This window comes from Johannesbaptistia floridana (assembly GCF_057440575.1).
Genome location: NZ_JALKVM010000221.1, coordinates 1 through 13,621, shown reverse-complemented (window position 1 = coordinate 13,621; position 13,621 = coordinate 1). Strand labels below are relative to the sequence as shown.

Sequence of the window (13,621 nt, the reverse complement as noted above, 5' to 3'; positions counted from 1 at the left end):
GCAAGGCTTGCGCCCACAAAAGCAAGGCTTGCGCCCACAAAAGCAAGGCTTGCGCCCACAAAAGTAAGGCTTGCGCCCACAAAAGTAAGGCTTGCGCCCACAAAAGTAAGGCTTGCGCCCACAAAAGTAAGGCTTGCGCCTTTGATGTGAGGAAAGCGAAAAAGGAACTATATGTATTTACATAGTAGCCCACGCCTGACACGGAATAATAAAATCAATGTTGGGTTATCTCCCTGCCCAACCTACAAATTAATCAATATACAAACGGACTTTATATTACAACCAGTAGGGCGCAAGTATGAGCGATGGGCGCAAGCCTTGCGCCCCTACTGGGCACTTTTTTTCAAAAGAAAACCAGCTTAAACCTATACCAAATAAGAGTTTTATCTTTATTCAGCAAGCCCTATTTAGAATAAATTAATAACTAGGATTTGGCAGCAAACCAATCTTTTACTACTTCACTGACAGATTTAGCCTGACTATCTACTAAATAATTAAGCTGCTGCATTTCCTCTTCAGAAATAGTACCTGCTAAATCTTCAATTGCAGGTTTTAACTGGGGATATTGGCGCAAAGTTTCTTGATTAACAATGGGCACAGCTTGATAGGGAGGAAAATATTGGCGATCGTCTTCTAACACTACTAAATCTAACACAGGAATTAAACCATCAGTAGAATTACCTGCTACTAAATCAACTTTACCACTATTTAAAGCTTGATAAAGTAAACCTAAATCTATTTCTAATGGTGGTTGAGAAAATTCTAAATTATATGTCTTTGCTAAACCCGGATAACCATCTTCTCTTTGGATAAATTCATAGCCAAAACCTGCTCGCCAATTAGGGGTATATTTAGCCACATCAGAGATAGTTTTAATCTGTAATTCTTGAGCATCTTTATTTCTTATTACAATGGCAAAGGTGTTATTAAATCCTAGGGAAGACATCACCACTAAATCATATCTTTGTTGATAGAGTTGTTTCACTTTTTGATAAACTGAATCAGGATTATTATCTACTGGTTGTTCTAAAATTGCTGTTAAAGCTGTACCAGTATATTCTACATAAGTATCAATTTCTCCTGCTTTTACAGCTTCATGACAAATAAAAGTTCCACCTAAATTAAATTGACGTTCAACTTTTAGCTGGGTGTTATTCTCTATTTGTTGAGCTAAAATCTCTCCTAAGATAACTTGTTCAGTAAAGTTTTTAGAACCGATAACAATAGTATTAAAACCCCTTTGATTAGTATTTAATAAACTAAATATGCCTAATCCTAATAACAAAACTAGTACTAAACCGGAAAACTTCAACCAAGAAGCCTTTAATATCTTTTTACTTCTGCCAACTCTCTTAAGATTTTTTTCTAAATATCCTAAGGCGGCATCAATTAATAAGGCAATTATGGCAGCAGGAATCGCGCCTGCCAATATTAGTTGATTGTTAACTGTAGCAATACCTCGAAAGATAAACACACCCAAACCACCTCCCCCAATCGCCGCGGCAATCGTGGCAATACCTACACTAATCACGGCAGCGATTCTTACTCCCGCAATAATCACCCCTAAGGCTAAGGGGATTTCTACTTTCTTTAGTAATTGCCAGGGTGTCATTCCCATGGCTATACCTGCTTCTTTTACTGAGGGGTCAATACTAGTAATTCCTACGTAGGTATTCCGAATCAGGGGTAATAAAGCATAAAGAGACAAGGCAATAATTGCCGGAGTTTTACCAATACCGCCAATGATGGGTATTGATAGTAAGAAACCAAAGATAGCTAAACTCGGGATTGTTTGAATAGCATTAGCAATTACTAAGATTGGTTGTGCTAAATTAGGTTTTTTAGTAATGATTATGCCGAGAGGAATACCAATGATTATAGCTATCCCCATCGCTATGATTACTAGTAGTAGGTGTTCTCCAGTTTTGAGAATAATGTCTAATAACATCTTAATTTAATATTAATGATAATTATTGCCCCAAAAGCGAATCGCCATTGTTATTTTTAAACTTACCATTTTGATTATCAAGCTTGCTGTCTCTGATGTTATCTTTGTACTAACTAGTTTTGAGGAAAAATTAAATAAACCTTTAATTACCCATAGGTTTAGCTAAGTTACTCAGATTAACTGGATAACCGCCAATTACTAAGTAAAAACTCTCAGAAATCGCCGCAATTTGACGGACTAAACTCCCTAGGCGATCGCGAAAAGTCCTCCCTATAGGATAAGCTGGTATTACTCCCCAACCTGTTTCTTCAGCTACTATAATAATTTTACCTGAAGCTTTAGTTAAACTCTTGATTAATTCTGTTTGAGATTGTTGCCAGGTGATTTCATCTAAATCAATCAGATTAGCAACCCAAGTTCCCAAAGAATCAATTAACAGACAATGATTAGCATCAGCTTGATTAATCCCTGTGGTTAAATCTACTGGAATTTCCCAAGTCTCCCAATCTTTTGGTCTTCTTTGACGATGTAAAGAAATTCTTTGCTGCCATTCTACATCCTTGGCATCATCTCGTGATGTAGCTATATATATAACATTTAGATTACTAGCTCTAGCTAGATTTTCTGCCCATTCGCTTTTGCCGGAACGAGCAGGACCCGTAATTAAAATAACCTTAGATTTACCTAACATATTAATATAGTAGCAGTACTTAGAATAAATCATTTAAATCAACTTATAAGTTACTATATTACTGCAATAGCATGACAAAAGAATCACCTAAAATACCTGTTTCTGTATTAATTCCTGCGAAAAACGAAGAGTTAAATATTTCTGCCTGTTTAGAGAGTGTATCTCAAGCAGATGAAATCTTTTTAGTAGATTCCCAAAGTAGCGATCGCACCGTGGCTATTGCTGAAAGTTACGGAGTAAAAGTCGTGCAATTTTATTTTAAAGGAGGTTGGCCTAAAAAGAAAAATTGGTCTTTAGAGAATCTTAGTTTCAAAAATGAATGGATATTAATTGTAGACTGTGATGAACGAATTACTCCCGAACTCTGGCAAGAAATTGATACAGTAATTAAAAATGAACAATATAATGGCTACTACCTAAATCGCAAAGTTTTTTTCCTAGGTAGATGGATTCGTTATGGTGGTAAATATCCTGACTGGAATTTACGTTTATTTCGCCATCAAAAAGGACGGTACGAAAATCTTCATACAGAAGATATCCCTAACACAGGAGATAATGAAGTTCACGAACACGTAATTTTAACGGGAAAAGCTGGCTATTTAAAAAACGACATGCTGCATATTGACTTTCGTGATATCTATCATTGGTTAGAACGTCACAATCGTTATTCTAATTGGGAAGCAAAAGTTTATTATAATTTAATTAATAATCTTAATAATCAAGAAGAATTAGAAGCTAGTTTTTGGGGCAATTCTGTCCAGAGAAAACGCTTTTTGAAAAAAATCTGGGTTTACCTGCCAAATAAACCCATACTAAGATTTATTTGGATTTATCTCATCAGATTTGGATTTCTCGATGGTAAAGCCGGCTATATTTATGCGCGTTTACTCAGTCAGTATGAATATCAAATTGAGGTTAAGCTTTATGAATTGCGAAAATTTGGTGGTCAATTAAATGTATCTGAAACCAATCCCAAACTCAATTCCTATCAATCCTAAATTTAGGTATAGTTAAAAATATATGAACACATCTTCCCTGCCTTCAGAAGCTTTAACCACTGAACCGTTTGTAGATTTAAGTAAATATGATCAATCAGATTTTAACAGAGGACGTTCTCATTGGGTTATCTTAATTTGGTGGTTAGTACAAGCCGTTGTCTTTCCCCTGACTTTACATAACTTTAATGGCTTGAGATGTTTTATCTTACGCATGTTTGGAGCTAAAATTGGCAAAAAAGTAGTAATTCGCCCTTCTGTACGCATTTATTATCCTTGGAAATTAACTATAGGTGATTATAGTTGGATAGGAGATGATGTGTTTTTCTATTCCTTAGACCAGATAACCTTGGGGTGTCATTGCGTAGTTTCTCAAAAATCCTATCTCTGTACTGGTAGTCACAAATACACAGATCCTCATTTTGGTTTAACTACAGCGCCAATCGTCATTGGCAATGGAGCTTGGGTGGCTACAGATTGTTTTATAGGTCCAGGGGTAACTATAGGTGCTAATACAGTGGTAGGAGTACGGAGTAGTGTTCTCAAAGATTTACCATCAGGTTATGTAAGTTGGGGAAATCCCTGTAGTCCACAATACTTGAGAAAAATGGAAAAAACATCTACACAATCATAAAATGTTTTGATATGATAGAAGTATAAATAAGATAAATCGTTCATCTCTTCACTCTAGAGACGGAAGTAGGGAGATTGATATCCCGAAGGAACGCGCTTCATGCAACTCCGAAAGGAAAATTTTGAGGCCATAGTTCTGTGATGAATAAACAAGTAGTTAAAACCAAAGACGATTCTTTAACAAACAAACTAGAATCAAACGTAGTTAGCATCTATACAAAAAAACGCCAATTAAATCCGGTGGATGACAATTTTGACTTTTCTTTATGGTCGAAGGTTGTTAAGAAGCAGATGCTAGAAGTGGTAGAGAGAAAAAGGTAATCTTCAAAGGCAAATAAGATAAAATTATTAGCTTTAATAAAGTTTAAAAACATCAGCATAGAAAGATAATTCGCTTTCTATAGCTTTTTTTATGTTTTCCGCCTGTCTAAAGCCGTGTTGTTCATCAGGAAAAGAAACATAAGTAACCGGAATGTTTTTAGCTTGTAAAGCGGTAACCATCTTTTCTGCCTGGTTAGGGGGTACAACCTTGTCTTCTAAGCCTTGTAAGAAGATAACTGGACAATTAAGGCGGTCAACATAGTTAATAGGCGATCGCTGTTGATAAATTTCCTGAGATTCGGGATAAGGACCAATTAAACGATCCAAATAGCGAGACTCAAACTTATGAGTATCTTTCGCTAAAGCTTCTAAATCACTCACACCATAGTAACTAGCGCCTGCTTTAAAAGTATCCCGAAATGTTAAAGCCGCTAGGGTTGTATAACCTCCCGCACTACCTCCAGTAATAGCTAAGCGATTTCCATCTACCTTATTCTGGTCTACTAGGTATTTAGCGCCATTAACACAGTCATCAACGTCAACGATTCCCCACTGTTTTTCTAGACGTTTGCGAAAATCTCGACCATAACCAGTGCTACCACCATAGTTGACATCGAGTACAGCAAAACCTCTACTGGTCCAATATTGGATTTTCAGACTAAAACTAGCTAAAGCAGGCGCTGTCGGACCTCCATGACTTTTAACTAGTAGTGGAGGCAACTCATTGGGGGGTCCTTGATAATCTTGATTTTGAGGAGGATAGTACCAACCATAAGCCGTTAAACCATTGGTAGTGGGAAAAGCGATCGCCTCAGGGGTAGATAGATAGCCACTATCTAGAGTCAGGGTTGTAGATTTACGGATAACTTGTAAGCTATGATTATCTGACTCATAGCGCCAGTTGAACTCTACTACTACCGTCGGTTGAGTTGCAGAAGAGGCAATTAAGACCACTTGTTCTCCCTTAGCTTTGACAGCGAGAATATTAGTATAGGGGAGGTCAAAATTTCTCAATTGTTTAGTTTCAGTATTTAAATAAGCTAAATACCAAGCACCATTTTGGGTATAGGCGGTAATAATTTCTTTTTCACTGACAAAACTGTAAAGAGAAATACCAAAAATCCAGTGAGGATAAGTAAATTCTGCTGGCATTTCCTGTAAACATTCGATTTCCCCATCCAAATTGAGGCGATAGAGATTCCACCAATTTTGGCGATCGCTCACAAAATATAATACCCCATCAGGAGACCATTCTGGTTGACTAATTGCTTCATTTGCTTCTCCTGCTACTAGTTTTTTCTCTCCTAAGCTACCATCGGGGTTAATAGTAGCTACCCATAACTTAGTATTATCCCAAGGCATATCAGGATGATTCCAACTAATCCAAGCCAATTGGGAACCATCGGGACTAAGACGAGGATAGCTGTAGAAATCAGACCCTGATACTATAGTTTTTACCTCACCCGAGTTTAAATCAACCGATACTAAAGTATTTTCTGGTTCTTTACTTGTGTCTTGGTGGTCTTCACAAACACATAAGAGGCGATTATGTTGACTGTCTAAAATTAAATCAGCATAGCGTCTGGAAGATTCTGCTGTTAGGGGGACAGTATTATTATCTTCTGTTTGGTAATAGATTCTTTGATCTGAGTAGTTGACAAAGAAAATCTTTTCCTTGGCTACTAAAAAAGCACCACCCCCATATTCATGAACGCGAGTACGTATATTATAATCTTTAGACGTGATTTCACTAATTTCTTGATTTTGATTACGCTTCATCAGAACATTGCGGCCTTTTTCCTGGGGTCTTCCTTCTAACCAGTAGATATCTTGTCCATCAATTGCCACTGCTGATAGACTTATGCTGGAAGATACCATTAAATCAGCATTAATTGGCGATTCCCAGGATCCATAGTGTGCTATTTTTACTTTGTTTGATGTCATAAATCAAGAAATGGGTGAAAATTTTGTCAAAAGGCTATAGAGTAAGTCTATATCCTATAGGATATAGACTATTTTGCGCTGAATTTTTATTGATTTTTATGATATCTTAACAAAATTCTCAGAAAAATTGCTCATCTGGTAACAACAAGCTTGAAGTGAAAGCAGGTTAGATTTTAGGTATTATTTTACTTATATCAAAGTATGAGCGATGGGCGCAAGCCTTGCGCCCCTACTACTGGGCACTTTTTTCAAAAGAAAACTAGCTCAAACATATACCAAATCAGAGTTTTAGATTTATTCAGCAAGCCCTACATAAAAATAAAAATAAAAATAATATCAGGGGAAATAAGTCTAACACTTAACATTGAATAATTCCTCTTCTCCTTTAGGAAGTAAATATGAAAATTCATCAATTAGAATACTATGATCGAGAATATAATTGGAATCTAGAACCATTAGAACTATTAGATAATCTTAATCTTTTAGTAGGAGTATCTGGGGCGGGTAAAACAAGAATTTTAAGGTCTATTAGTAGTCTCAAAGCAATAGCAAACGGTGCTTCTTTAAATGGTGTTGAATGGACTGTTTGTTTTTCTCTACAAGATACAACTAGATATGAATGGAGTGGTGAGTTTGAACTAATAAAACCAAAAACTCTTGTTGATGAAGATTATCATGAAGATGAAAAACAAAAAAAGGTAAAAATTATTTCCGAAAATTTAAAAATTGATAATGAAAGTATCGTAACAAGAGAAGAATCTAAAATAGTTTTTAAGGACAAAGAAACCCCTAAGCTATCTCCTTTTGAAAGTGTTGTTGAATTGTTAGGACAGGAAGATATTATATCACCCATTAAAGAAGAATGGGATAAAATTATCTTGACCAATTTTGAAAAAATAGATTCTGATAGAATTTGGCGATTACCATTATCTATTTTTAAACACTATGAAAATTCTTCTTTTTTAGATTTAAAAGAAAGTGACTTACCAATTTTTGTAAAATTAAATATAGTTTATCGTTTATTTCCAGACAAATTTCAGAAAATAAAACAGACATATATAGAAATATTTAGTAATGTAATAGATTTAAAAGTAGAAAATTTAGTTGACGATGATCTTCCTATCGGTTTATCTCAATTACTCAAAGAAGCAACAAGAGTTAGTATTAAAGAAAAAAATGTAGATCAATGGATAACTAATATATCATCAGGGATGTTTAAAACTCTCATGTACATTAGTCAATTATATTTATCTCCTAATAATTCTGTTATTTTAATAGATGAATTTGAAAATAGTTTAGGAGTTAATTGTCTTGATAGCGTTACTGATTTAATTTTGGATAATAACGAAAGTTCACAATTTATAATTACTAGTCATCATCCTTATATTATTAATAATATAAGCCCAGAATATTGGAAAATAGTTACCCGTCGAGGAAGCAAAGTAACCGTAAAAAATGCCAAAGATTTCCATATTCCTCCTTCGAGACAAAAGGCTTTTATCGAATTAATTAATATTCTTGAGGATGAAGAATAAATGAATCTTTACTTTTTAGTTGAAGGAAAAAGCACAGAAAAAAAGTTATATCCTTTCTGGTTAAAATATTTAATTCCTGAATTAACTCAAGTAAAATATTCTCATGAGGTAAAAAAAAACAACTATTATTTAATTAGTGCTAAAGGGTATCCTCGAATTCTATATGAACCACTAGATAATGCTATTGATAAAATTAAAGAAGCTAATAATTACGACTATTTAGTTATATGTGTTGATGTAGATGAAGAGACTGTAGAAGAGAGAAATGAATACATCACGGATTTTATTCAAGATAAAAAAATTGATTTAGGTACTACTCAAATAAAAATAATTTTGCAAAATAGATGTATTGAAACTTGGTTATTAGGAAATAATAAGCTTTTTGATTCAAGACAACCAACACAACCTCCTTTGTCTGAATATGTTAAATATTATGACGTTTCTACAAAAGATCCTGAATTAATGGGTTCATTTAAATTGAGAAATCATGCTGATTTTCATATAGAATATTTAAAAGAAATTTTTAAGGTAAAAAAGCAAGATTATACTAAAAAAAATCCTGGAGACGCTCAAAAACTATATTATTTACAACAACTCCAAAAAAGAATAACAGACAATCCAAACCATTTAAGAACATTTCAAGATTTTCTAGAATTCTGTAATTTGATTAGAAAAAGAATTTAATAATCAACTTAAAAGGTATTAAAAGGTATAGCCTAAGTGAGATCGCACTCTCTACCATAAATTATTATGATGCGGTTACTAGCGCTTCCTTACCATGTAAGCGCAATAATTCCATTAATTCATCACGATAATCATGGAATACAGAATCACGCTTAATTTGAGGTGTGCGTTCTGGTAAGTTTATTGTAATTTCTTTTCTTACAGTTCCTGGACGGGCACCTAAAGCATAAATACGGTTAGATAAAAATACAGCTTCTTCTACATCATGGGTAATCATAAAAATAGTTAGGTTGTTTTTTTCCCATAAATCCAAGATAAATTCGTGCATAGATTCTCTAGTATGAATATCTAAAGCGCCAAAAGGCTCATCCATAAGTAGTACCTTGGGTTGACAGGTTAAAGCACGGGCGATCGCCACACGTTGTTTCATGCCTCCTGATAATTCCTTTGGTAGATATTTAGCAAAATCAGATAAACCAACAACACTCAAATAATAACTAGCTTTTTCTCTTCTATCTTTTTTATTAAATCCTTGTAACTTTAAACCAAATTCAGCATTTTGTTGAACAGTTAACCAGGGATAGAGAGTATAATTTTGGAAAACCATACCTCGGTCAGGACCTGGTTTTGTAATAACTTTTCCCTCAATTTTAACCTCTCCTTTACTGGGTTTATCTAACCCAGCTATTTGACGTAAAAGGGTTGATTTACCCGAACCAGAAGCGCCAACAGCACAAATAAACTCTCCCCGTTTAATACTCATATTAATATCTTTGAGAACCTCTAATTTACCATTTTTTGTTTCAAAACTTTTATGTAAATTAGTAATTTGTAAAAACATAATCTCTGCACCTTATTTAAACTAAAGTTAACGTTTTTGACTAGTCCAATGACAGGAAATCTTCAATAAATACTGAAATAACAAATCCAAAGATAACCCAATAATTCCAATAACAATCAATCCCACGAAAATTTCATCAGTTCGTAAAAATCTCCCCGCCACACTTATACGCCTTCCCAAACCTTCGGTTGCTGCTATTAACTCAGAGACAATAACTAATTGCCAGGCGGCAGCCAAATTAATACGACAGGCATCCAGAATTCCTGGTAAAGAATGAGGAAAAATCACTTGAGTTAAAATTTGCCAAGAATTACCACCTAAAATATAGGTTGATTCAATCAAGTCTTTGGATACAAATTTCACAGTATCCATAACCATGAGGGCATTAAAGAAAAATACACCGATAAATATTAAACTAATTTTAGGTTCTTCTCCGATACCAAGATATAGTATTAGTAGAGGAATAAATGCTGGCGCTGGCATATAACGCATTAAACCAAAAAGAGGTTCTAACAAGGCTCGAATACTAGCAAAACTTCCCATTAAAATGCCTATAGGAATAGCTAATAATGCTGCTAGGAAAAACCCAACTCCCACTCGCCATAAACTAGCTACAGTATCTTTAAGTAATTCTCCACTAGTCAATAATTTTCTAAAAGCTTGAAAAACATCGGCAGGAGAGGGTAAAAATTTCGGGTCAATATTACCTATCGTTGTAACTAACCACCAAATTAATAAAGGAATGAGGATAGAAATAACAGTAAGAGTAATATAAAGATTTGTGGGAATGTCTTCTGATAAACGCCAGAAACTATTGAAATTGAGAAAATTTATCGACTTTTGTTCATTCTTATTGATGATTTTGTTTTCCATATTTTTTGTGTAGTTTATTGTATTAATCCATACAATACTGTTCAATACCTAACTACTTTTAAGCTTTTCGGCATAAGCTTTAACAAAGCGATCATCGAACATATTACTAGTATCTGCCTGTTCAGTTGCTAAACCCACATCAACTAAAAACTGACTCATTTCTTCGGCAGAATAGTAGAGAGATTTCATATTATCTCCTGGGGTAAAAGCCTCTAAATTTTCCTCAATAGTAAATATTTTTGTTCCTTCGGCATATTCTTTGTATTCATCTACAGAAACTCCGGCTCGTTGTGCCATAATTTCGTTAGCTTCCTCAGGATTTTTTTCAATATAATCTAGGGTTGCAAACCATGAATCTACCATCTTTTGAACTTCCTCGGGATTTTCTTCTACAAATTTGCGAGTAAAGACTAGGTGATCAGAAATTGAGCCGGGGAAATCTTTGGAACTAAATAACTCTTTACTATTGGGACGTTTTAATGCTTGAGTAGTAAAAGGGGCAAATACTGCCACAGCATCAATCTGTCCTGCCACAAAAGCCGCTGCCGCTGAACCTGTTTCTAATGGTATAAATTCAATATCACTTGGGGATAAACCTGCTTCCTTCATACCCAATAAAAGCAGGAAGTGATCTACTGTACCTTCTTCTGCGGCTACTTTTTTGCCTTTTAAATCTTCAATGGAATTAATATCTTCACTGACAATAACTTTATCGTTGCCTGTAGAGTTATCATTCACTAAGACTATTACTTGATCTGCTCCTCCCGCGATTGAACTTACTGTATCTCCTAAAGTTTGACTATTAGCGTCTATTTGTTCCGCATTCAGGGTATTAATAGATTCAAGATAACCGTCAAACCACACTAAATCAACATTAGCGTTATTCTGCTGAAATATATTTTGGTCATTGGCTACCTGCCAGGGAAACCAACCAGGCCAAGCACTAAAGCCTAGTTTTACTTCGGTTTCTGCTGTATTGTTTTCCGTTGGGGTTGTGGTCGTAGTATCTATATTTGAGGCCGGATTGTTACAAGCAACAGCAAAAGTTAGAGTAGTAAAAAAGATTAAAAAGTAAGACAAAAAAGATTTTCGTTTCATGTTGTTCACTTCCCATAGCAAAATATAGAGGGCGATCGCACCGCAGTTAAAATGTCAAAGTCCTGGAATCATAGAATTACTGAAATTATTTCAAACATTGAGAGAATATTTTTGATTAATCTTTACCTGGTTTTTGACCCAAGTAAACCATTGATTTAAACCTGTTTCTGTTTTACTAGATACAGGAATAATAGTTACATTGTAATTTATTTGACGGACATTATCAATTAATTTGTCTAAATCAAAATCTAAATGGGGGGCATGAATACTGTATACCGATTTCTGGTTGATATTTTTCTTGACAATGATGACAAAAAGCCACCAGGGGAATTTCCTGAATGGCTAATTTTGCTCCTTCTAAAAAGGTGTTGCGGATTTGAACTTCAAAGGCAAATTCAAGACTAGCAGGTTCAACACAGGTAAATTCCCCTACTAATAAGTGAATTTTGTCTATTTTGTAGGCTTGAGGTTGAGACTCATACCAGTCTTTCACCGTCATAATTAAAGCCTTAGTCATATCTGTTTCGTGCATAATCAAAGCTATATTAACTTTTGCTTAACTCCATGGTTCATCTACTACTTGTTCTTCTTCATAGATATAATCAGGTTTTTGCTTTCGAGGTAGTTGTCCAGAAATAACTAAATGTGCCATCGTATCGCAAATAACACGAGTTGCCATTAAAGCTGTCATATCACTAACATCATAGGGAGGAGAAACTTCTACCACTTCCATTCCACAAATAGGCGCATTTTGAACAATTTTTTTAAGGAGATATAAAGCTTCACGGGGTAGTAATCCACCCGGTTCTGGCCATCCTGTCCCCGGTACAAATCCAGCATCGATACAATCTATATCAAAGCTAATCCAAACACAATCAGTACCATCAGTGGCTTTTTCTATAGCAAAATCTGCCGCTGCTTCTAAACCCATTTCGGTAATGTCGGTAACTGTGAGAATATTTGTCGCTCTTTCACGACATACCTTTACTCCCTGACGAGGTACTTGCCAACCACCAATTCCTAACTGTACAAGATTTTTAGCTGGGGCATTTTTCATGTTCGTGGCATGAAACCAGGGACAAGTGTGCATTCTCTCATCTAAATCTGTTTCTTGGGTATCTACATGGCGATCAAAATGTATAATTCCCATTTTTTTATCTTTTAAATGGCGACAAACTCCTCTAACGGTAGGAAACCCAATAGAATGATCTCCTCCTAAGATAATCGGAAATGCTCCCGACTTGAATATGTGAGCAACTCCTTTAGAAATTTGGTCAAAGGATTTTTCATTGTTAGCGGGAATAGTAAATATATCTCCTACATCACACAGTGTAATTTGTTCTCTTAAATCTACACCTAACTCAAAATTATAGGGAGTATATAGGGCGCTGATTTTGCGAATGCCTTGAGGTCCAAAACGAGTACCAGGGCGATAGGTAGTACCAGAGTCATGGGGAACTCCCACAATTGCTACATCATAGTTACCTACTTGTTTAACATCTTCTAGGTATGGTGCCTTCAAAAAAGTATTGATTCCTGCATAGTGAGGTAATTCTCCCCTAGAAAAAGTAGAAATACTGCGATCTTTTATACTAGATGCTGCTTCTAAACCATAGTCTAATCCTTGTTGTACTTCCTGCTGCCAGCCTGTTAATGGGAGTTGCGCTTCTTGTTGAAGCGCTTTTTGAGCTTCACTTTCTTGATTACTCATCTTTCTATTCTCTTTAAACTATATAAACAAAAAAGCCCAGAAGAATGATAGTTATTACTACCTCATTCTCCCGGGCTTTTCTCCCTCCGTGTAGCTACTGTATTTTTTAGTAGCTCGTTTCTCTCGGACCTGTCACGCTTTCACATCGGAACCCTAGAAACACTTTTTTGCCTCACTAAAATATCAAACTACCGCTTCTAAAAATCTACTCAAATTTACTCAAACAGCAAAATAAGACAGAAAAAAGTCAGCGGTATATCTTTTGCCATGTAAAGTGTTTTTACTCCTTGCCAATTACTCGGTACTCTACACTACAGGTGTAGACTCAATAACTAGCTTGACCTTAC

The 13,621-nt window shown here is 35.2% G+C and carries 12 protein-coding genes, 1 pseudogene and 2 riboswitches; of the genes and pseudogenes, 4 read left to right on the top strand and 9 right to left on the bottom strand.

Annotation, left to right across the window (positions count from 1 at the left end):
* The 3 genes from MW688_RS14470 to cobU form a co-directional block, all read right to left on the bottom strand.
* A partial coding sequence (locus tag MW688_RS14470) for a hypothetical protein (RefSeq protein ID WP_486736720.1) occupies window positions 1-193 on the bottom strand: 193 nt, incomplete at its 3' end.
* A gap of 231 nt (window positions 194-424) precedes the next feature.
* Window positions 425-1,948, bottom strand: a complete 1,524-nt coding sequence (locus MW688_RS14465) for a glycine betaine ABC transporter substrate-binding protein (RefSeq protein WP_486736719.1) — start codon at window positions 1,946-1,948, stop codon at window positions 425-427.
* A gap of 142 nt (window positions 1,949-2,090) precedes the next feature.
* Window positions 2,091-2,672, bottom strand: coding sequence for a bifunctional adenosylcobinamide kinase/adenosylcobinamide-phosphate guanylyltransferase (gene cobU, locus MW688_RS14460; RefSeq protein WP_486736718.1), 582 nt, complete (start codon window positions 2,670-2,672; stop codon window positions 2,091-2,093).
* Between the two features lie 38 nt (window positions 2,673-2,710).
* Here cobU and MW688_RS14455 point away from each other — a divergent pair, with 38 nt between their 5' ends.
* The gene (locus MW688_RS14455; RefSeq protein WP_486736717.1) at window positions 2,711-3,637 is read left to right on the top strand and encodes a glycosyltransferase family 2 protein; all 927 of its coding nucleotides are present in this window, start codon (window positions 2,711-2,713) and stop codon (window positions 3,635-3,637) included.
* 22 nt (window positions 3,638-3,659) lie between these two features.
* Window positions 3,660-4,268 carry a hormogonium polysaccharide biosynthesis acetyltransferase HpsU gene (gene hpsU, locus MW688_RS14450; protein ID WP_486736716.1) on the top strand — a complete coding sequence of 203 codons (609 nt, stop codon included), beginning with the start codon at window positions 3,660-3,662 and terminating at the stop codon, window positions 4,266-4,268.
* A 35-nt stretch (window positions 4,269-4,303) separates the two neighbouring features.
* Window positions 4,304-4,365, top strand: a riboswitch (Glutamine riboswitch).
* Window positions 4,366-4,621: 256 nt separating this feature from the next.
* On the opposite strand, the gene MW688_RS14445 is transcribed toward hpsU, so the two are convergent.
* Window positions 4,622-6,532, bottom strand: a complete 1,911-nt coding sequence (locus tag MW688_RS14445; RefSeq protein WP_486736715.1) for a S9 family peptidase — start codon at window positions 6,530-6,532, stop codon at window positions 4,622-4,624.
* A 398-nt stretch (window positions 6,533-6,930) separates the two neighbouring features.
* On the opposite strand from MW688_RS14445, the gene MW688_RS14440 reads away from it, so the two are divergent.
* Together MW688_RS14440 and MW688_RS14435 are read left to right on the top strand one after the other, a co-directional pair.
* Window positions 6,931-8,067 (top strand): AAA family ATPase, encoded by a 1,137-nt coding sequence (locus MW688_RS14440; RefSeq protein ID WP_486736714.1) that lies wholly within the window; start codon window positions 6,931-6,933, stop codon window positions 8,065-8,067.
* The gene (locus MW688_RS14435) at window positions 8,068-8,751 is read left to right on the top strand and encodes a hypothetical protein (RefSeq protein WP_486736713.1); all 684 of its coding nucleotides are present in this window, start codon (window positions 8,068-8,070) and stop codon (window positions 8,749-8,751) included.
* Window positions 8,752-8,815: 64 nt separating this feature from the next.
* On the opposite strand, the gene MW688_RS14430 is transcribed toward MW688_RS14435, so the two are convergent.
* The 5 genes and pseudogenes from MW688_RS14430 to speB all read right to left on the bottom strand — a co-directional run bounded on the left by MW688_RS14430 (window position 8,816) and on the right by speB (window position 13,274).
* Window positions 8,816-9,592: an ABC transporter ATP-binding protein gene (locus MW688_RS14430; RefSeq protein WP_486736712.1), complete on the bottom strand. Its 777-nt coding sequence runs from the start codon at window positions 9,590-9,592 to the stop codon at window positions 8,816-8,818.
* A 27-nt stretch (window positions 9,593-9,619) separates the two neighbouring features.
* Window positions 9,620-10,465: an ABC transporter permease gene (locus MW688_RS14425; protein WP_486736711.1), complete on the bottom strand. Its 846-nt coding sequence runs from the start codon at window positions 10,463-10,465 to the stop codon at window positions 9,620-9,622.
* Between the two features lie 48 nt (window positions 10,466-10,513).
* Complete coding sequence (locus MW688_RS14420) at window positions 10,514-11,563, bottom strand: ABC transporter substrate-binding protein (protein WP_486736710.1); 1,050 nt, start codon at window positions 11,561-11,563, stop codon at window positions 10,514-10,516.
* Between the two features lie 247 nt (window positions 11,564-11,810).
* Window positions 11,811-12,095 (bottom strand): annotated as a pseudogene (gene hypA / locus MW688_RS14415) (hydrogenase maturation nickel metallochaperone HypA); the annotation flags it as partial.
* Between the two features lie 24 nt (window positions 12,096-12,119).
* Entirely contained in the window at window positions 12,120-13,274 is a 1,155-nt protein-coding gene (gene speB, locus MW688_RS14410; protein ID WP_486736709.1) for an agmatinase, read from the bottom strand.
* A gap of 65 nt (window positions 13,275-13,339) precedes the next feature.
* Window positions 13,340-13,442: riboswitch (guanidine-I (ykkC/yxkD leader) on the bottom strand.
* Window positions 13,443-13,621 lie beyond the last annotated feature (179 nt).

Bases quoted from the DNA above. Each gene is read 5' to 3' on its own strand.
- MW688_RS14445 (WP_486736715.1), bottom strand. From the start codon at position 6,532: ATGACATCAAACAAAGTAAAAATAGCACACTATGGATCCTGGGAATCG.
- speB (WP_486736709.1), bottom strand. From the start codon at position 13,274: ATGAGTAATCAAGAAAGTGAAGCTCAAAAAGCGCTTCAACAAGAAGCG.
- MW688_RS14455 (WP_486736717.1), top strand. From the start codon at position 2,711: ATGACAAAAGAATCACCTAAAATACCTGTTTCTGTATTAATTCCTGCG.
- MW688_RS14440 (WP_486736714.1), top strand. From the start codon at position 6,931: ATGAAAATTCATCAATTAGAATACTATGATCGAGAATATAATTGGAAT.
- MW688_RS14435 (WP_486736713.1), top strand. From the start codon at position 8,068: ATGAATCTTTACTTTTTAGTTGAAGGAAAAAGCACAGAAAAAAAGTTA.
- MW688_RS14420 (WP_486736710.1), bottom strand. From the start codon at position 11,563: ATGAAACGAAAATCTTTTTTGTCTTACTTTTTAATCTTTTTTACTACT.
- MW688_RS14430 (WP_486736712.1), bottom strand. From the start codon at position 9,592: ATGTTTTTACAAATTACTAATTTACATAAAAGTTTTGAAACAAAAAAT.
- cobU (WP_486736718.1), bottom strand. From the start codon at position 2,672: ATGATTTATTCTAAGTACTGCTACTATATTAATATGTTAGGTAAATCT.
- MW688_RS14425 (WP_486736711.1), bottom strand. From the start codon at position 10,465: ATGGAAAACAAAATCATCAATAAGAATGAACAAAAGTCGATAAATTTT.
- MW688_RS14465 (WP_486736719.1), bottom strand. From the start codon at position 1,948: ATGTTATTAGACATTATTCTCAAAACTGGAGAACACCTACTACTAGTA.
- hpsU (WP_486736716.1), top strand. From the start codon at position 3,660: ATGAACACATCTTCCCTGCCTTCAGAAGCTTTAACCACTGAACCGTTT.